An 18,818-nucleotide genomic window follows, 5' to 3' on the forward strand; every position below is an offset into this window, starting at 1 on the left:
TGTTAATGAATGTAAATTTGCGAGGGAACTCTACCAGCTCTAGCGCGTAGACGTAACCGCCAATATTGAGGAGTATTTATGCCACGTAGTATGACTGGATTTGCCCGCCGTGAAGCCAAACTCCCCTGGGGTACACTGGTGTGGGAAATTCGCAGTGTGAACCATCGCTACCTCGAACCCAGTTTCCGCCTGCCGGAAGACTTCCGCGAAATTGAACCCCACCTGCGCGACGCCATGCGCAAAGCCCTGCAGCGCGGCAAAGTAGAAGCCAGCCTGAGCGTACAATGGGAGCAAGAAGGCGAATCTGAAATGGGCGTTAACCTTGCCAAGGTTGCTCAACTCACTAAAGCCACCCAACAAATTAACAACCTGCTCGGCAACGCCGCTGCGCCAGTAGATGCCTTGGATATTTTGCGCTGGCCGGGGGTGTTGCAAAAACAAGAACTAGATCGCGAAGCTCTGCACAAAGCAGCGCTGGAATTATTTGATCTCGCCATTGAAGGATTAATCGAGCACCGCTCGCGCGAAGGAGCAGAGTTAGAACAACTGATCATTAATCGTTTAGATAACGTCTCAGTTCAAGTCGCCGATGTACGCGCCCGCATGCCGGAAATCCTCGCTGCACAACGCGAAAAACTGCACGTCAAACTCGCCGCATTACAAATCGATCTTGACCCGGAACGCCTCGAACAAGAAATTGTTTTGCTCGCACACAAAGCCGATGTCGATGAAGAATTAGATCGTTTGGACACGCACGTGATCGAAGTCAAACGCAGCCTAAAACAAACCGATTCCCTTGGCCGCCGGTTAGATTTTTTAATGCAGGAATTAAATCGCGAAGCCAATACCCTCTCATCGAAATCGATTGTGAGTGAAACGACGCAAGCAGCGGTGGAATTGAAGGTGTTGATTGAGCAGATGCGGGAGCAGATTCAGAATATTGAATAATGCCTCAAGCCATTACTGAAACACCACTCAAGAAACAGCTTCGCGCCAGCCGTGGGCTTTGCGATATTCCCTAGGGGAACATCCGCATTGGCGATGAAAGGCTTCATTAAAGCGGCTGATAGAGCTAAAGCCGGATTGCAGGGCTATATCGGTGATTTGGCTGTCGGTTGTGGTCAGCAATCGCTGTGCATGCGCAATGCGGTGTTGGGTTAGAAAGTTCACCAAGGTTGTGCCGAATGTTTTTTGAAATAGATTCATGGCATAACTTGGATGAAAATTTACTTTCTGTGCGATCTGCTCCACTGTTAATTTATGCACATAATTTTGCGCAATATAGCAGGCCATTTGTTCCACTTTACTCAAGCCGGTATCGGCTAAACCTGACAAATAATTGCGCGTATTGCCAAGGGTTTTATCCCCTGCATAATTCAATGCCATACGCGTAATTCGCGCTTGCAATTCCAAACTGACGGCACGATCTATTCCTGTTTTTTGATCGGCCAGATCTAAAGCCCACTGTTTAAATAAATCAAGATCTGATGCTTTGCGCGATTTATCTATGCTCATCAACACATTGCCTTGCATTAGGGATTGCACAAAATGTTCAGGCAATTGCCAATGCAAAAATGTATGTAACGGAACTGTGGTTACAAAATAAGGTTGCTCCCCACTAAAGTGAATTATTTGATGGGGAATTGCCGCCCAGAATAAACACAGCGCACCTGCAGTTAGGGTCACTTTTCTGCCACCCAATAAATAGGTCACCGACCCTTCCGGGAGGAAGTTCAATTCGATTTCATTGTGATGATCTGGTCGCGCCATTAACGATGGCTGCCAATAAACGCAGCTTAATCCGTAGGGCGAAAAATCCCGTCGCGCTGGATCAAATGATTGTGGCTCGGTTGTATCTGGCATCTTGCTATACCTTAACCTTCATTACGGGGGTAGAACTGGCAATGATATTTTAGGTTAGGATACAGGCAATTGCATGGGTAAAACTGGAAGGAGTCTAGTTTTTCTAGCATCCATTCCTATTTGAACCCCGCAGTGGGTTTTAACCATTAAACAAAACTTAGCAAAGCGGGGACGCAGATAGCAGGATTTTCATAGCCGTTTAATTCGCACCGCAATGCCCTCTTTGCCCGGCAGCGCAACAGAGCGCTTATTGATATCAATAAACTTATACCTGTCCCGGCGTTTTATTTCAAAAATCCCCTCAGCGGGGGTGATGGTCATCGCCCAGGTGTCGATCACATCAACCTGAAATTTCATACCATCCTCCAAGCCCGTTACATTCAATTCAAATGGCCATTGTGTGAGTGATTCACGGCCAAAATACATCAAATAATATTGGCCCGCTTCTCCACCCACATTGGGTGTCCACCATTTATCTATAGGCTCTATACCCTGTGTTGGCCCGGTCTCAATAATACTGCGCAAAAATGCAATACGCGCTGGGCTTTCACCTTTCAGTTTTCCGCCTTGCCCCAACCAAATAAATACACCTGGATCGTTCGGCTCGGCAAGAAACTCACTATGGCCAACATAGGTTCCTGCAACAGTACCCGACCAAAAACGATGCACCAATTCTTTTCCGCTCAGCTGCCCCCAGCGCGAATTGGAGTTACCTTCGTATTCAACTTCATCGTAAACAATGGGTTTGCGATAGACATCGCGATAGAGTTCAGCACTGGTAGGGCTGGTAACCGCGGAACCATTTTGGATACTGGCGTGTGTCACCCAAGGCTGTGAGTTGTTATAAATAATTTTGCCATTGTGAATAGAACGCAAATGATTGTAGGGGTCGGCGGCAGCGACTATTTGAAAAAGCCGATCCCAATCAGCCTCAGTTTTAGTGCGAATAAAATCATACTCATTGGCCATAGACCACCACACATTGCGATAGGCCCCCAGGCGCGCCACTATGTAGCGCAAATAGCGTTCATCGACATCTGCGGGCATATTATCCAAGCCCCAAATATGCTGATCGTCATAGGGGTGAAACAAAATTAAATCTGCCTCTATGTTGAGATCGCGTAATTGACTCACGCGTTTTTCAAGATGCTGAAAAAATTCAGGGTTAAACCGAGTGTAGTCAGGTGCAGTTGGTTTTCCCGCAAATGGAAAACGTTTAGGCGGCATGGTTTTTATGCCGTGACTTTGCGGAAATACACACATGCGTATTTTATTAAAAGGTGAGTTAGCCAAAGTCTGCAAGGTTTGCTGTTCAATATTATCGGGGCGATGCGTCCAGGAATAGGATGTAGTGCCAATAGGTTTGTAAGGCGAACCGTCGGCATAAGCGAAATGATAAGTGTGCGCAACGCTGATCGGACCATGATTATTTCCAGTAGCCTGGGTCACCAAAAATTTACCGCGCTTTTCGGTCAACTCCCAGCGATTACTTTTGGTAATGTAAGTCCAATTGCCAACTGTGTCCGGCATAAAACGGACTTTATATTGCCCCTTGCCATCGTAAAAACCGGCAACAGAAACGGTTTTATGGCCATTGCTGAAACTGGCCGATAGTTGCGTATCGAGAAATGGATTGCCTTTGTCAGTACCGTTCAAGGTAATTTCAAACGTTCCCCATTGCTCCACAGCTGCGGGCAATGACACATTATTTTCTTGTGCATGCGCGGCGCTAACTGCAAAAACAAACAAACAACATTGAAACAAAACTATTTTCGCTATTTTATTAGTCAGTAAAAATAATATTTTATTCATCTTATTCTTCCACTCTGCAATTATTTTTCCACTTAAGGCTGCACATCAACAATTACGCGCTTATAGCGAGTAAGCCGAGGGGTGCCGTGATCGGTAACGGCGAGAATAATATGCATGGTTCCTGTACCGGGTGGCATCACCCTACTTGTTTTTACATTAAACCAGGCTTTTGGTTGATCGAAGTTTTTGATATCCAGCATTACACCGGTGGCCGAATTTGATAAACCGAGAGTGCCCGCTTCCGCATAGACAAACCACTCGTAGGAAACTGCGTCGCCGTCAGGATCTGTAGTGGGTGATGCATCCAGCTCAATTCGCTCGCCGGGTTTTGCAATAATGTATTCAGGGTGATTGAGTTTAGGCTCAGGGGGATGATTAGCTTCCTCGTAGGATTTAATTGTCCAATCCATCCGCGCGGCAAAATCATTTTGATAGGCTTCGCGCCAGCGCCATATAGTCGCGTGGTTAGTGGTGTGCCACTCGCCATCATTGCCTAAAACTTCATCTTGTGCGTTAGTCCAGATAGGGCGAGTTTCTTCGGCTAAAAACCATTTCTCTTTTTTGGGTGTATAAAATTCATAGCGACCGCCCCAGCTGCCCCAGTTGGGATTTTCAGTGCTGCGCAAACCATTATTAAGCAAGTACAAAAAAGCCGGGGTATCGCCTTCCATCATAAATTTCCAGCGCGGATATTCGGCGCCCAGCGGGCCTTTCTCGCGGATATTGCGATCGAGCCATTCATTTGTTACCAGAGAAAAATCGGCGCCGCCAAATCGGCCGTGAAATTTATCGCCGCCAATCGCAATCCAGGTGGCATGATGAAAGCCTCCACCGGCATTGATACCGGGAGTCACTATATAAAAAAGTTCGGGGAATTCTTTGCGTATCCAAGGGCCGCTGTTGTCTTGATCGGAGATGGCGTAAACGCGAAGTTTTGCCACAAACTTGGCGAGATCTGCCGCGCTGCGTGTTGCGCGAACTTTCCACAGTGCCTGTGCCAATACGTTGGGGCCACCCCATACGTTAACCCAGAGTGGCCGGCTATCATCGCGATCTACAACCTTAATCAGTAGCTCGGAGCCAGGTGAATCCTTGCCCTTGCCTACGCCTTCCATATCATGAATGGGCAGGCTTATTGAAATAACCTTAAGTAAAGCTTTTTCACTCGGGTATCCAGTTTCATGGCGCGCTAAGTTGTCGCGCACTTTGCCGTAGGCGTTTACAATTTTTGCAATTCTTTGTGGTTCAACTTTGTCTTTATTTGGCCCTTGCGGCGTGGCAACCAAACCTTCGATATCCAGTTGGTTGGCGTAAGTCATTAAGCGCACCATGGACATCTGGTCATCTGGGTCGCCACCTATATCGGTCAAAACAAAAAGTCGCGGTTTTTTTGAATCGCTCCCGAGTAATATATTTTTTGCATTAGCAAAACTGGCCGGTGCACAAACCAACAGCGTGGCAAATATCAAAATAGACGAATAAAGCGATAGGGATGGGTTGTTGCGCTTTTTCATAATGGTGGCTCTCTCGTTATTAAACATGCTTCAGCTAAAACTGAAGCATGGCTTGCAACAATTTATAATGCAGGCAGAAAATATTATTGGATTTCGATAATCACGCGCTGATAGCGAGTCAGTTGTGGCTCTCCGCTATCGCTCACCTCAACAATTAGATGAAGTGTCTTTCCCGATGCTGCGGTTTTGGGAATAGTAATTAGCGCGTTTTGTCGCTTGGCATTTTTTATCGTCAGTGGCTCGGCAAGAGTTCCCGCCTCTTGGTATTGCCACCAGTGATAGTAAAGTTTGTCACCATCTGGATCCTTAGTGCCGCGCGCACTTAATTTCACCTTGTCGCCAGGGCGGGCTTTAAGATTAAGTGCGTGCGCCAGTTTTACCTGTGGTGGATGATTGGCTTCTTTATAGGATTTAACATTCCAATCAGCGCGTGCGGCAAAATCATTTTGCAGTGCCTTACTCCAACGCCACATGGGTTTGAAATAAGCGAGACGCTGCGCTTCGGTAGTGTTACTGCCATCGCGCATACTGACGCGCCCCCAACCGGTTGTTGTATCCCATCGCCCTTCGGGGTAGCGATAATCTGCAACCGGAACCGGGTCTAACCAGGTGTTATCCCGCACTCGCACATAGCGCCCGCCCCAACCACCCCAATCGGGAGATTCCATATTGCGCAGACCGGTGTTGATCATGTGTAGAAAAGCGGGCGAGTCACCTTCAGAGCGAAAATCGCCCGGCGTAAAATCGTAATCACCTTGCAACCCATAACTACCTTCTACGTGGGATTTATAAGCAGCGCAGAGTGGGCCATGGTTTTGCAAAATATTTTTATTCATCCATGAAGCTTGAAAGTAGGGACGCATCTCGGCGGGTTGTATTTTGTTCCACTGATAAGCGAGCGCCCAAAATTGATCTGAAATAATCGTTAAGATTTGGTATTTGCCCCAGTGGGGTTTGATGTAAGTTTGATAAGTAGCGTCTTGCTCCCAAATTAAAAATAAACGAATTTTATTGGCGACATAGGCCATTTTTTCCGGGTGTTTTTCTTCGATGGTTTTTAGCGCCCGCGCGATGGTATTAACCCCACCCCAAGCCTGTAACCAAACGGGGCGATTGTCGGTTTCATCAAGCAATACGTTTACAATTAATTGCGAGCCGGGTGTCACTTCTTCCATCTCCCCCTCGGCTTTTACATTGCCGAGCAAGGTGCGTGCCCGCAGATGCTCTACACTCGGGTAAGCGGGATCATGCAACCTCAAATTGGGCAACACTTTTTCATAAGCAGTTAAAAAAGGTTGCGCCCAATCATCGCCCGCCCATTTGTGCCCTTGCCAGTGATATTGCGAGCTGGTGGTAATAATGCCTTCAACATCCCACTCATTGGTGTAAAGCAAAAATCGCACTAGCGAACATTCATCATCTATTTCACCATCCGAGGTGACTATCACGCGGGGCTTCTGCTCAGCAAAAACACTGCTGCAGAAAAAAATAACAAGAATATTTATAAGCAACTGAGAAAAGGTTTTGGGATAAGTTAATTTTTTCATCGTCAAGTTTGCTCATGTTGGGTTTGATTAAAGAACTGATTGTTCTTGAGAGTTGCGACGAGTGGTTTCGGCAACTCTTTCGAACACCAACACCCAATCCTGCCCTCTTCCGGAAGACGGCGGGGTAAAAATCTGAAAGGTTTGATTGTCGCCATCGCGCGGCGACACACGAAATTCATAACTCACACCGTAACGTGGATCAAACCAGGATAATTTGCTGCGCACCGCAGTGAGTTTGCTTTGATCCAGCGTAAAGGCTTTGCCAAACGGCGAGTACACAACAATGCGCGAGCCATCCTGCGCGCGCATAGCGCGAATTTTTGCCGGACCGTTGAGTGGGCCATCAATAATTAAGCTCTGGTCGGGCAACAGGTTTTGAAATTCGTTGGCCTCCATAAAACGGCGCAACAAACCCATTTGCCGTGCGCCTGGGTGATCCAACGCCTCTTGCCAGGGAATATTGGCACCAATCATAGGCTCGCGCCCGGGCTGCCACATTTGCCAAATATTATTGTTGCCATAGGTGTGGCCACAGGCGCCCGCCATTACCGACCACCAAGCCGCTTGGCGCACATCACTATCTTCAAAACGCAATAAACGATTGTGATCTTTTAAATAAAAACCAATTTGAATTCCCTCGTAACGCGGTTCACCATCGAGTGTCGGGCGCAGGGGTTTTAAGGCGAGATCGCGCTCGACAAATAAGCCGGTATCGAGGTCGCGACCAGCGTGCGATGACTGCGACATATGAAAATCTAACCAGCGCGCATTTTGCAACTGCGCGGACGATTGGCCTGGGCCACGCGGGTGGAAGGTAATAAGATGTTTGCCTTGATCGCCTTCGCGTAGCCCGGCAGCCATGGCATCAATCACTCGGCGCTCCTCTTGGGTGACAACATTTTGATCGCCACCCAAAATCCAGATAATCGGTTTATCTTTGTAGCGCTGCCCCAAAAAACGGCCATAGACCCGCGCGTTTTTTTCGGTAAATATTTTTTTGTCGTCACCGGATTTCCAATAGCGCCCCCAACTTGGCAAAAAGCCAATGTACATGCCCAGCGACTCAGCGCGATTGACAATATAGTCAACGTGAGCGAAATATTTTTCATTCGGCTTCAACGGGTCTTTATCGATTAAGGGCAAATCGCCATAGGCATTTGCAACGGTAAGTCCGTCCAATTCAGCCAGCGCGGAAGTTTGAATCACATTAAAACCTTTGCGCGCGCGATCCTTAAGGTAGGTATCAACCTCTTCCCGATTGAGCCGATGCATAAGGCTCCAGGCGGTATCCCCCAAATAAAAAAAAGGGGTTTTATCCTGCTGCTGTAAATGACGGCCATTGGCAGATACTTTCAGTTGTTTAGCAGCTTGTATGTCGGCCAATACTGGATAGCTATTTACCAAGAGCGCGCATAATAAAAATACGGGGAACCTAAGTTTCATTCTCTGTCTCTCCACTCTATAAATATTGTTGTAGTTTTAATTGCGATGATAATTAGCGTTCAGATTCTTCATTTGATGGAGCCTTGACGCTTGCGCGATTAATTCGATGAGCAAAATCACTTAAAAAATCCTTGCGCCAGCGATTGACCGTTTTAGCGCCAATATGTGGCCCCTCGGCGAATTCGGGAGCTGGGTTATCCACCCACCAATTTGGCCAGTGTGGGTCAGGATGATTGGCAGCAGAAGCGGGTGTAGGTATGGCAGTGATGGCTCCGGTTTTACCCTCTAGCTCAGGAATATTGCTGTGCAAGCGATACGTAAACACAGCGGCGGCCTTGGGTGAAAAACGAAAATGCACTTGCTTTTGGCGATCGATAAATCCCGTCAATTGTTGATTTTCAATATGCAGGGTGACTACAGGATTTTTCGGCAAATTTGCAGGCAGTGGAAATACAAATTCGGCAAGACCAAATTCTTCGATTTGATCATCTGCTGTGGTGAAACGATTAAATATTGTATTGGCGCGAGTCCAAGCGCGCACAAATTGTCCGCCCCAACCGGGTTCTGATGGATCGAGGGTGTTGTTATTTAACAGCCAGGTGACCGAGGGGGAATCACCCATTTTAATAGTGCCTTCCAGCGTGGTAGCAAAATATTTTCCGAGTGCGCCATGAGGTGCAAGAAATGTTTTTACAAACGCTTGATTGCCCCAATCGCCTGATTGTTCGCCGCCAACAAACCAACCGCGGTAGGTCGCGTTATTTTCGATGATCCACAAATTAGGGTGTTGGCTGGCAATGTAATGATACGCACTGGGAGTCCATTTTTTATTGGGGCCGCCAATGTAATAGACCCTCAGCTTGGGCAAAATGTCGGGCGCATCGTGCAGCGCTTGGGCAAGGTCTTCTATTCCACCCCAGACTAACAGATGCAGTGGGCGCGGATCTTTAGCGCGCGCGCGGGCAATTATCCAACGTGAACCCTCAGTGGGCTTGCTAAAACCCTGATAGGGTGCAATCTCTTTTTGACCTTGTTTAGTGATCGCACGCAGTGCGGCAGCAGTCGGATATTGAGCTGAGTGGGTTGCCAGCATGGGGTAATCTTTTTCGTATTGATCGATCACCTCTAAAATATGTTGCTTGCGGCCAGGCCCAAACGGGGAAGATATCAATCCCTCTATATCGAGCACATCGGCATACAACAGCAAATGCACCATAGATTGAAAATCATCCGGGTCGGTGCCGCCTATGTCAGTGGAAATAATTACTCTGGGGCGCGATTGTTCAGCGGCTGCCAGCGGCAGCGCCAAAAAAAAACTGAGCGCTATTAATAACAAGCGATTCATTAGGTTTCTCTCAGGTTGATTTATTTTTTAATTGTTTTGTAATTGTTAACAGCGTGTTGAATTTAGTCTGATTGGTTTTTAGCTCGGTCGTTTTTAACTCGATCGTTTTTAACCCGCTTGATTTTTAGCATTGGCGCGATCAATAGCAACCGCCACCAAAATAATTACACCCTTGATTACCTGCTGCCAAAATGGCGACACATTCAGCAGGAAGAGTGCATTGTTTAACACCCCAATAATCAGGCAGCCCAAAACGGTGCCCATAACACTGCCCTTGCCACCCGACAAGGAAGTTCCGCCAATCACCACCGCGGCAATAGCATCCAGTTCGTATCCCAACCCGGCATTAGGTTGCGCCGAATCCAGCCGAGCGGTAACCAACAAACCCGCAATACCGGCGAGCCCGCCACCCAGGGTATACACCCAAATTTTGATATTGTTTACGCGCAAACCCGTCAGCAGTGCAGCGCGCTCATTGCCACCAATCGCATAGAGATAACGACCAAAACGGGTTTTGCGGGTAATCACTACAAAAATGGCAACCAAGATCGCGGTGATCCAAACCGGCATAGGTATGGCTAAAAAATTGCCCGTTCCTAAAAAAGTAAAACCGTCGCCCAAGCCAGTCACTGGAAATCCGCCCGTCCACAACATAGTCAAACCCCGCGCAATACTGAACATACCGAGTGTGGCAACAAATGGTGGAATGCGAAATTGGGTGATCATAAAACCATTAAACCAACCCAACATCAGGCCAACTAGCAAACCGCTGACGAGCGCGCCAGCGAGGGTAAATTGAATAAGCAGATCAAACATGGGCAGCGCTATACCATTTTTAAGTGCGCCCGCCGCGACTGCTCCGGCTAGTGCCAAAATCGCACCCACCGATAAATCAATTCCGCCGGAGAGAATAATTAAAGTCATGCCGATGGACAGACATAAATTCACCGAAATCTGACGCAAAATATTCCAGCCATTATCGGCAGTCAAAAATGAATCCGATAAAAATGACATGGCAATAACCATGATTAATAGCGCAATCAGCGATTGTGATTTTGCTAGCAGCTCTTTATTGGCAAGCGTCTGGGATAAATTATTTTTCGGCAAATTAGTGGGTAATTGTGTACTCACGTGTTAGATGCTCCTAGAGGTAAGGCGGCGCTGATAATAGATTCAGCCGTTGTTTGGCTTGGGTAGAATTCGGCAGTTTTTTTACCTTCGCTTAACACCATGATGCGATCTGATAACGCGAGTATTTCCGGTATTTCCGAGGACACCAGAATGACGCAAATACCACTGTCACTGAGCTCATGGATGATTTTATAAATTTCAGTTTTTGCATTGATATCAATGCCGCGGGTAGGCTCATCCAATAACAAAATATCGGGCTGAATCGCCAACCATTTGCCAAGAATCACTTTTTGTTGGTTGCCGCCACTGAGATTGCGAATAAGTTGTTTGCAAGAAGGTGTTTTTACGTTAAAGCGAGCGATAGTATTATTTGCTAATTGCTGTTCGGCGGATTGATCGATAATGCCCCAGCGCTCCATTTTTTTTAAACAGGCGAGACTGGCGTTCTCCGCTATGGTCATACCCAGAATAATGCCTTCGTGTTTTCGATCTTCCGGCGCCAGCGCAATGCCTTGGGCAATTGCATCGTCCGGCGATTTAATACTCACCGCCTTATTATTGATAAAAATTGCACCGGATGAAGTGCGCGGATGCAAACCAAAAATAGTTTCCAGTAACTCGGTTCGCCCTGCGCCCATCAAACCAAAAATACCCAATACTTCGCCGCGATGCGCGCTAAAGCTGATATTTTTCAAGATAAAATCCTGCGCGCGCGAAGGGTGTTTGAGCGATAGATTTTCAACCCGCAATATTTCCTGGGTCGCGTTTATCGGCACCCGCGTCACAGCGGTTTCCAGATCGCGCCCCACCATCAGACGCACCATTTCATCGCGGCTTAATTCACCAATGGCAGCAGTGGTAATCAACTTGCCATCGCGCATGACAATGGCGTCGTCGCCAATGCGTGTCAGTTCTTCAAATTTATGGGTGATGTAGGCAATCGCCACGCCCTGCTGTTTTAGATTTTCAATAATACTGAACAGCGCTTCTATTTCTTGCTCGGTAATTGCCGAGGTGGGTTCATCCATAATGATGACCCGCGCGTTGCACGAAATAGCTTTGGCAATTTCAACTAACTGCTGTTGACCCACGCGCAATTGATTGAGCGGTGTGGTGGGTGCCAGGTTAAGCTGCAGTTGCTGCAAAATTTTTTGCGCCGCAGTATTCATTGCCTGAGCATCAATTAACCCCCAGGCATTCAGCGGTTCGCGGCCGAGAAAAATATTCTCGGCGATGGTCATATCAGCAACTAAATTTAATTCCTGATAAATCATGGCTATACCCGCATCCAGCGCGGCCCGTGGGCAGCTAAATGTCACCGGCTCGCCGTCCAGTTGAATTTCACCGCCGTCGGGTGGAAATACACCGGCGATAATATTCATCAGGGTTGATTTGCCCGCACCGTTCTCGCCGAGCAATGCCGTTAAGCGGCCGCGACGCAAACGAATACTGACATTATCCAGCGCGCGCACACCGGGAAATATTTTGGAAATACCGCGCGCTGCTAGTACTACATCGGTTGCACTCGTCATAGGCAGTTCACAACCATTCAATCAATACAGGAACAAGTGTCAGTGATGTTAAAGGTCCATCTTCCGTGGCGACTTCAATTCCCCCGGTAAAATGTACCTGCATGCCTACCTGCGCGGTCTGCTGTAATGTAGGCAACACTTGCTCTTCAACACGGCGATTAATGTCGGAGGAAATTGCATTAAAATGTTGGGTATTGGTAAAGTCACTGATGTTGAGCAAACCTGAACCGTCGCGAATGCTATTGCTAAATACCGGCCCCAGTTCTATGACAAGATCAAACGGAGTTTCAGCACTGACGCGAATCGTAATGCTCTCATCGTTGATGGCGCTGACCTCGCCACTACCTCTGGCAAAAAATGCGGTATTGCTACCAATACCCAATCTATAACCGAATTGTTGCGCAGCACTTTCAGGATTTTTTTGCAGCGCAGCCATCAACTCAGTGACATCAATCGCTCTATTGCTGGCTTCACCCAAGAGTTTTTGCCACAACACATCTACATAGCGCTGGGCATTAAACACACTCTCGGCAGTTTGCTGTTGCTTGGCCTTGAGCGGCACCAGATGAAACAGGGGCACGTTTATAAAAAATATAAGCGCAGCAACCAAGCCGAACACTGCGCGCCACCGGCGCGATTTAAGTGCAACCTGCAGCGGCGATTTTTCAGCCTGCAGTTGATTATGGCGTTTGGCGGAATTCATCGTGAGGCGGCCTACAGAGGTGTCATTAATGTCTGCCATAGTTGCCATACTTCTTAACGTTTTCTTGGTTAACTAATTCGACAGCAACGGGCGTTTTTTGGGGGAACTCCCGCTTTCCTTTTATGTAGTCATCGGCACTTTCGGCGGCGGTTCGCGCCATTACTTTTGGAAATTGCATAGCGGTTGCAGTAATTTTTCCGGCGGCGATTAATGCCACTAAATCATCCGCACCATCAAAGCCAAAAATTTTAATTTGCTCCGCTTTATTTGCCGCGATAACGGCCTGATAAGCCCCCATAGCCATGGCGTCGTTACCGGCAAATACCGCATCTATATCCGGGTGCGCCTGCAATAGAGATTCAGTGACTTCCAGTGCTTTAGCGCGGTCAAAGTCTGCACTTTGCTGGGCAACCATTTCGATACCGGAAAATCGATCTACCACACTGTGGAAACCCTTGGAGCGATTCCAGGTATTGTTGTCGCCCACTAAGCCCAGCAGTTCTATGTATTTACCTTTTTTATTGAGTTGTTTTACAAAATACTGCCCAAGTTGCACGGCGCCAGCGTAGTTGTCGGACAAAATTTGTGTGGTGGCGACATCGGCCACATTGATTTCACGGTCCATACAAAAAACCGGAATATTGGATTTTTTTGCTTTGCGCACGTTGGCGACGGAACCATCGGCATCGGTTGGATTAAACAAGATGGCTTGATAACCACTGGAGATAATATTTTCAAAATTCTCCGCCTCTTTCGCAGGATCATTTTGTGAATCAAAAATAGTCGCTTTGTAACCCAATTCCTGCGCGCGGTCGCGAGCCGTTTCTGCCAGCACCACAAACCAGGGGTTGTTGAGGGTAGAGATAACAATAGCGATCGGCTTGTCACTGTTATCCGTTGCACTGGTTGACTCAGTGGTATGGGATACAGGGGCGGGATTGTCACGCTCTTTCTGACAGCCGGCCAGCGTTAGCATTGAACATAAAATAGCGAAAAAAGTGAGAGCCTTTTTATTGTATATAGTCATTTTTTTCCCCTTGGGGTTGTTCATTTATTTATAGTTATAAAAATTATCGTTATTGAATTTATAGATATTACTACTGCTATTAATTTGGACGCTTTTTTAAGTACCTAATGAATGCCACTTAAAACTTGTTTAATGGCTTGCTGCCACCCACGATACAACTGATCCGTTTCTGCTAGCGCCCTCTGCGGCACAAATCGGGTTTCTACCAATGCCAGCGCCTGAATTTCCGCGAGTGATTGATAGTGCCGCAAACCGAGCAAACCCATCAAACATGCACCTAATGCCGAGCAATCTGCACTCGCCGGTAGAACGAGATGGGTGTGCGTAATGTCTGCGGTAAATTGCATCAATAATTTATTAGCGGTGGGGCCGCCATCTGCTTTTAACTCGCTCAATCGCACATTGCTTTCTTGCTGCATGGCATCCAGCGCATCGCGCAGTTGATAGGCGATAGACTCCAACGCGGCGCGCACCACATGACGGCGATCGCTGTGGGCCGATAATCCCACTAGCGCAGCTCTGGCATTGGGCTGCCAATAAGGTAGACCCAAACCGGAAAACGCGGGCACTAAAAATACTCCGCCGGAATCACTCACTTCACTGGCGAGCGTTTCTACTTCGCCAATCTGTGTGATTAAGCCCAATTGATTTTTCAGCCACTCAAGTGTTGCGGCGGAATTAATAATAATGCCTTCAAACGCATACACTGGAGCGCCTTGCTGCACCCAAGCCAAACTGGTCACTAAACTCGATGATGAAAATAAAGGGGTGCTGCCTATGTTTAACAAAATCGATGAACCTGTGCCAAACGTAACTTTGGCCGTGCCGGGTTCATAACAGCGCTGCGCAAATAATGCGGCTTGGGAATCCCCCATTACACCCACAATCGGCAGGGCTGACTTGAGCAATCCGTTTAGTGATGATTCACCAAACCTTGCATCACAAGCACGGACTTCAGCTAAGGCGCTGCGCGGAATATTCCACAGCTCGCACAGCTCATCGCTCCAATCTAATTGACTGATATCGTAGAGCAGCGTGCGGCTGGCATTAGTGACATCCGTCGCATAGGTTTGCCCCTGGGTAAGGCGATAAATTAAATAGGTATCCATGGTGCCCAGCAAGGCATCGCCCGTTTCAATCTTGCTGCGCAGGCCGGGAATATTTTCCAATAACCATTGAATTTTTGACGCAGAAAAATACGGATCAATACGCAGCCCCGTCAATTGCTGCACACGCGCATTCTGCTTCACTGCAATATGGGCCGCACAAATGGCTTCACTGCGCCGACACTGCCAGACAATCGCGGGCGCCAAAGGCTTGCCGGTAGCGCGGTCAAATACCACGATGGTTTCGCGCTGATTGGTGATGCTAATGCCTGCCAACGCATTAAGGTACTGCTGATTTCTGGCCAGCAAATGTTGCGCTACTGCGAGCACATTTTGCCAAATCTCCTCCGCATCATGCTCCACCCACCCGGGTTGTGGGTAATGCTGTTTATGGCTTGCGGATTCGCGATCCAAACATTGCCCCAGCTCATTAAAAAGCAGCGCCTTGGTCGCGGAAGTGCTTTGATCAAAAGCAATGATGTAGCCCATAGTCATTAGACTTCCCACAGCTTACACATAAGATCGGCAAGCCCTTCCATTGATATCCCATAGTGGCGAAAAATATCGGCCTGACTGCCGGTGACTGTATATTCATCGGGAATGCCGACGATTTTGAATCGACACTGACTATTGGCTTGCGCGATCACCGCAGCGCAGGCTTCACCCAAACCGCCATGCACCATATGCTCTTCCACGGTGATGACAGCGCGACACTGGGTTGCGGCAGCGAGAATTGCTTGGGTATCGAGCGGTTTAATACTGGGCATGCTAATCACGCGGCAGCGCATGCCTTCAGTGTTTTCGAGATATTTTGCAGCCAACAGTGCGTGAATCACTGTCTCACCGGTGGCGATAAATGCTGCGTCATCACCCGGGTTAATAACACGCGCCTTACCCAATTCAAGCGCTGCAGCATTGGGTAAATGGTAGGTCGGCGCTTTGCCAATGCGCAGATAAACAGGTGTGTTCATACTGCGCGCAAGCTGTACAGCCGCGCGGGTTTCATGATTATCGGCAGGCACCAGGATGCTGATATTGTTAACGGCGCGGAGCGCCGCCAAATCGTGCAGCGAGTGATGGGTTGAACCCAGTGCGCCATAACTCACCCCGGCACTAATACCCACCAAGGTCACTGGATTATCTGAATAAGCCACATCGTTTTTAATTTGCTCAAACGAGCGCGCTGTTAAAAAACACGCGGGCGATATTGCAAATACATTTTTATCCACCGAAGCCAAACCGGCTGCAACACCTACCAAATTTTGCTCTGCTATGCCCACCTCAATAATTTGTTTAGGCAGTGCTTCAGCAAACGGAACCAATTTTCCCGAGCCACGCGAATCACTGGTGACAATGACAATATCTTGATCGGCACGGGCCAATTCCAACAGCGTTTGGGCAAACACATCTTGATTCGCTTTGCCCATTGTCAATTGCAATTGTTCGGCAACCTGACGAGCTGCAGCAGAAAACATTGAGGGTGCAGGTGCACTCATAGCGATACCTCCGCGAATTGCGCGCGCGCCGCATCCAGCTCTGCGATTGCCAGCGCGTATTCTTGATCGGTGGGAACACGATGGTGCCATGCTGCAACATTTTCCATAAAGCTAATGCCTTTTCCTTTAATCGTGTGCGCAATAATGGCACTGGGTTTACCCGGCTCGATGGGCTGGCTCAGCGCAGCGCTAAGCTCCGCAAAATTATGGCCATCTACCCTGCGCACCGCCCAGCCAAACGCCGCAAATTTTTCTGCTAGAGGCTCGTTGTTCATCACGTCACATGTGTGGCCACTGATTTGCAAACTATTGCAATCCACAATCGCCGTGAGGTTATCTAATTGGTAGTGCGCGGCGGCCATAGCGGCCTCCCAGTTGGAACCCTCGGCAAGTTCACCATCACCCAACAAGGTAAACACCCGAAAGTCGGCAGCATTTAATTTGGCTCCAATCGCCATGCCTGTACACATAGGTAACCCGTGCCCAAGAGCACCGGTGTTTTGTTCAACACCGGGAATTTTACGCGTGGGGTGACCAACAAAATGGGATTGATATTGGCACAGCGTGGCGAGTTCTTCTGCCGCAAAAAAACCCCGGTCGGCAAGCACGACAAAAAGTGCCTCCGCCGAGTGACCTTTACTCTGCACATATCGGTCACGTACCGGCGAGGCAAAACTACTACGAGGGGTCACGCGAAGAACTCGGTTGTACAGCACATTTAAAATATCAACACAGGATAAGCTGCCACCTGTGTGACCAGCACCTGCGTGTTTAATCCAATGCAAAATATCGCGGCGATACTGCAGGGATTTCAATGCGAGTTGTTGATCGTTATACATGATTAATCCTGCGGCGCGTTGTGGTAATAAACTTCCCACCCCAGATAGCGGCTGAAGGCTTCATTGAGCACTGCGGCCGAGTGCGAGGCGCTCATTACCGCGTGGTGCTCAAAACCTTCGTTGCAAATGTACTGCAATAATTTTTGTAATTTTGGCACCTGAGCTACGGCGCGATTGCCAAAGGTTTTTAATTCATCGTTGGTGAGCTGACCTTCACCTATGTAAGCGCGAATCACACCATTGGTGTCATCGGTAGTGATGCGGGCGTAAGTCAGCGGGTTGGCCGGTGTGCGACCATCGAGTGCGCCCCAGGTATTTTCTTCACCGGCGATGGTGCCCAAAATTGGCGCCGTGGAAATTTGAATATCGGGAATAAAGGATTTGGCCCAGTTGCCGCAGTGGAAGAGCACACATTTCTCATCGTCGGTGCCGTAATTGTTGTTCCAATCCACCAGTGCGCTCGGTGTGCCAGAGGCAAGTTGCAGGGCATACATAGTTAATACACCGGTAACGTCCACCTCGCAGGCGCTCGGCATAAAACTTTCACTCATCATGCTCATGCTGGTGCACACGTTACAGCCGTGATTGGATTGCACCGATGTCCAACATTGAATAGCGGTGCAATCAAGTTGGTTTTTACGCACAAAATCATCTAACACCACCCCTAGGCGTGCCATTTGTACCAGCTTGGGCGAAGGCACCGCAGCGGTGGAGGCATAGGCGTCAATTTCTTTTATCTTTTCTACTACGCGAATATCTTCCGCCTGCAGTTTTTCGGCTTTGCCCAGAATTTCAGACAGGTCGACGGTGGTAACACTAATGCCATTGCGCTCAAGAATTTTTTCACTGTAACGCACAGTGTTAAATGCACCCGGGCGAGCACCTACAGCGCCGATGCGCAAATGACGCAAACCGCGCACCACGCGACAGACTGCGATAAATTGTTGCAGGTCAGCTTTAAAGGAGGGGTCGCTCGGGAAGACTACGTGTTTACTGGTGATGGAATAGGGAATGCCCGCTTGCCGCAAATTGTTGCACACCGATATTTTGCCGCAGAAGGCATCGCGTCTGCGCACTACATCCAATTCATCCAGGTCATCGGGATAGGCCTGCACCAGAATGGGCACATTCAGGTCGGCGTATTTCATGGTATCGGCAACGGCTTTTTCATCGCCGAAGTTGGGCAACATCACCAATACACCTTCAATGCGATCGCGGTGCTGGCGAAATAGCTCGGCACATTTGCGCGCGTCGGCATGGGTTTCTACCCCACCCAATTTGGTGTCTTCATCGCCCAGCAGTACCGCATCAACTCCTAGGGTTTCAAACAATTGCAGAATTTCACGGCGTGCATCGCCGATTAATTGATCCGGGAAAAAATCGCGATTACTTAAAATAACCCCAAAAACCGGGCGGCTGGACGAACGGGAATATGACATGGGAGACCTGCTGTTTTTATC

At 48.4% G+C, this 18,818-nt stretch carries 15 protein-coding genes; 1 reads left to right on the forward strand and 14 read right to left on the reverse strand.

Features of this window, described 5'->3' with window-relative positions:
* The first annotated feature begins 78 nt into the window (after window positions 1-78).
* Window positions 79-948, forward strand: coding sequence for a YicC/YloC family endoribonuclease (locus tag AC2CG4_RS07325; protein ID WP_484485623.1), 870 nt, complete (start codon window positions 79-81; stop codon window positions 946-948).
* A 27-nt stretch (window positions 949-975) separates the two neighbouring features.
* On the opposite strand, the gene AC2CG4_RS07330 is transcribed toward AC2CG4_RS07325, so the two are convergent.
* The 14 genes from AC2CG4_RS07330 to AC2CG4_RS07395 form a co-directional block, all read right to left on the reverse strand.
* Window positions 976-1,863 (reverse strand): helix-turn-helix domain-containing protein, encoded by an 888-nt coding sequence (locus tag AC2CG4_RS07330; RefSeq protein ID WP_484485624.1) that lies wholly within the window; start codon window positions 1,861-1,863, stop codon window positions 976-978.
* Between the two features lie 189 nt (window positions 1,864-2,052).
* Window positions 2,053-3,675, reverse strand: coding sequence for a DUF5060 domain-containing protein (locus AC2CG4_RS07335; protein ID WP_484485625.1), 1,623 nt, complete (start codon window positions 3,673-3,675; stop codon window positions 2,053-2,055).
* A 32-nt stretch (window positions 3,676-3,707) separates the two neighbouring features.
* Window positions 3,708-5,189: a nucleoside hydrolase-like domain-containing protein gene (locus AC2CG4_RS07340; RefSeq protein WP_484485626.1), complete on the reverse strand. Its 1,482-nt coding sequence runs from the start codon at window positions 5,187-5,189 to the stop codon at window positions 3,708-3,710.
* 83 nt (window positions 5,190-5,272) lie between these two features.
* Window positions 5,273-6,736: a DUF1593 domain-containing protein gene (locus AC2CG4_RS07345; RefSeq protein WP_484485627.1), complete on the reverse strand. Its 1,464-nt coding sequence runs from the start codon at window positions 6,734-6,736 to the stop codon at window positions 5,273-5,275.
* Between the two features lie 27 nt (window positions 6,737-6,763).
* Window positions 6,764-8,179: a glycoside hydrolase family 140 protein gene (locus AC2CG4_RS07350; protein WP_484485628.1), complete on the reverse strand. Its 1,416-nt coding sequence runs from the start codon at window positions 8,177-8,179 to the stop codon at window positions 6,764-6,766.
* A 52-nt stretch (window positions 8,180-8,231) separates the two neighbouring features.
* Window positions 8,232-9,524, reverse strand: a complete 1,293-nt coding sequence (locus AC2CG4_RS07355; protein WP_484485629.1) for a DUF1593 domain-containing protein — start codon at window positions 9,522-9,524, stop codon at window positions 8,232-8,234.
* 108 nt (window positions 9,525-9,632) lie between these two features.
* Window positions 9,633-10,655, reverse strand: a complete 1,023-nt coding sequence (locus AC2CG4_RS07360) for an ABC transporter permease (protein ID WP_484485630.1) — start codon at window positions 10,653-10,655, stop codon at window positions 9,633-9,635.
* On the reverse strand, window positions 10,652-12,187 hold the full coding sequence (locus tag AC2CG4_RS07365; RefSeq protein ID WP_484485631.1) for a sugar ABC transporter ATP-binding protein: 1,536 nt from the start codon (window positions 12,185-12,187) through the stop codon (window positions 10,652-10,654). Before AC2CG4_RS07365 ends, AC2CG4_RS07360 begins: the two co-directional genes overlap by 4 nt.
* A 7-nt stretch (window positions 12,188-12,194) precedes the next feature.
* On the reverse strand, window positions 12,195-12,929 hold the full coding sequence (locus AC2CG4_RS07370; RefSeq protein WP_484485632.1) for a DUF2291 domain-containing protein: 735 nt from the start codon (window positions 12,927-12,929) through the stop codon (window positions 12,195-12,197).
* Complete coding sequence (locus AC2CG4_RS07375; RefSeq protein ID WP_484485633.1) at window positions 12,916-13,917, reverse strand: substrate-binding domain-containing protein; 1,002 nt, start codon at window positions 13,915-13,917, stop codon at window positions 12,916-12,918. The genes AC2CG4_RS07370 and AC2CG4_RS07375 overlap by 14 nt, the downstream gene beginning before the upstream one ends.
* Window positions 13,918-14,021: 104 nt before the next feature.
* The gene (locus AC2CG4_RS07380; RefSeq protein ID WP_484485634.1) at window positions 14,022-15,518 is read right to left on the reverse strand and encodes an FGGY family carbohydrate kinase; all 1,497 of its coding nucleotides are present in this window, start codon (window positions 15,516-15,518) and stop codon (window positions 14,022-14,024) included.
* Window positions 15,518-16,519: a transketolase family protein gene (locus AC2CG4_RS07385; RefSeq protein WP_484485635.1), complete on the reverse strand. Its 1,002-nt coding sequence runs from the start codon at window positions 16,517-16,519 to the stop codon at window positions 15,518-15,520. Before AC2CG4_RS07385 ends, AC2CG4_RS07380 begins: the two co-directional genes overlap by 1 nt.
* Window positions 16,516-17,358, reverse strand: coding sequence for a transketolase (locus AC2CG4_RS07390; protein WP_484485636.1), 843 nt, complete (start codon window positions 17,356-17,358; stop codon window positions 16,516-16,518). Before AC2CG4_RS07390 ends, AC2CG4_RS07385 begins: the two co-directional genes overlap by 4 nt.
* Window positions 17,359-17,360: 2 nt before the next feature.
* The gene (locus AC2CG4_RS07395) at window positions 17,361-18,797 is read right to left on the reverse strand and encodes an L-fucose/L-arabinose isomerase family protein (protein WP_484485637.1); all 1,437 of its coding nucleotides are present in this window, start codon (window positions 18,795-18,797) and stop codon (window positions 17,361-17,363) included.
* Window positions 18,798-18,818 lie beyond the last annotated feature (21 nt).

It is taken from the genome of Cellvibrio sp. ATLC23 (genome assembly GCF_057196725.1).

Coding starts and splice junctions, on each gene's coding strand:
- AC2CG4_RS07370 (WP_484485632.1), bottom strand. CDS start 12,929: ATGGCAGACATTAATGACACCTCTGTAGGCCGCCTCACGATGAATTCC.
- AC2CG4_RS07395 (WP_484485637.1), bottom strand. CDS start 18,797: ATGTCATATTCCCGTTCGTCCAGCCGCCCGGTTTTTGGGGTTATTTTA.
- AC2CG4_RS07335 (WP_484485625.1), bottom strand. CDS start 3,675: ATGAATAAAATATTATTTTTACTGACTAATAAAATAGCGAAAATAGTT.
- AC2CG4_RS07385 (WP_484485635.1), bottom strand. CDS start 16,519: ATGAGTGCACCTGCACCCTCAATGTTTTCTGCTGCAGCTCGTCAGGTT.
- AC2CG4_RS07365 (WP_484485631.1), bottom strand. CDS start 12,187: ATGACGAGTGCAACCGATGTAGTACTAGCAGCGCGCGGTATTTCCAAA.
- AC2CG4_RS07330 (WP_484485624.1), bottom strand. CDS start 1,863: ATGCCAGATACAACCGAGCCACAATCATTTGATCCAGCGCGACGGGAT.
- AC2CG4_RS07350 (WP_484485628.1), bottom strand. CDS start 8,179: ATGAAACTTAGGTTCCCCGTATTTTTATTATGCGCGCTCTTGGTAAAT.
- AC2CG4_RS07340 (WP_484485626.1), bottom strand. CDS start 5,189: ATGAAAAAGCGCAACAACCCATCCCTATCGCTTTATTCGTCTATTTTG.
- AC2CG4_RS07345 (WP_484485627.1), bottom strand. CDS start 6,736: ATGAAAAAATTAACTTATCCCAAAACCTTTTCTCAGTTGCTTATAAAT.
- AC2CG4_RS07380 (WP_484485634.1), bottom strand. CDS start 15,518: ATGACTATGGGCTACATCATTGCTTTTGATCAAAGCACTTCCGCGACC.
- AC2CG4_RS07325 (WP_484485623.1), top strand. CDS start 79: ATGCCACGTAGTATGACTGGATTTGCCCGCCGTGAAGCCAAACTCCCC.
- AC2CG4_RS07375 (WP_484485633.1), bottom strand. CDS start 13,917: ATGACTATATACAATAAAAAGGCTCTCACTTTTTTCGCTATTTTATGT.
- AC2CG4_RS07390 (WP_484485636.1), bottom strand. CDS start 17,358: ATGTATAACGATCAACAACTCGCATTGAAATCCCTGCAGTATCGCCGC.
- AC2CG4_RS07355 (WP_484485629.1), bottom strand. CDS start 9,524: ATGAATCGCTTGTTATTAATAGCGCTCAGTTTTTTTTTGGCGCTGCCG.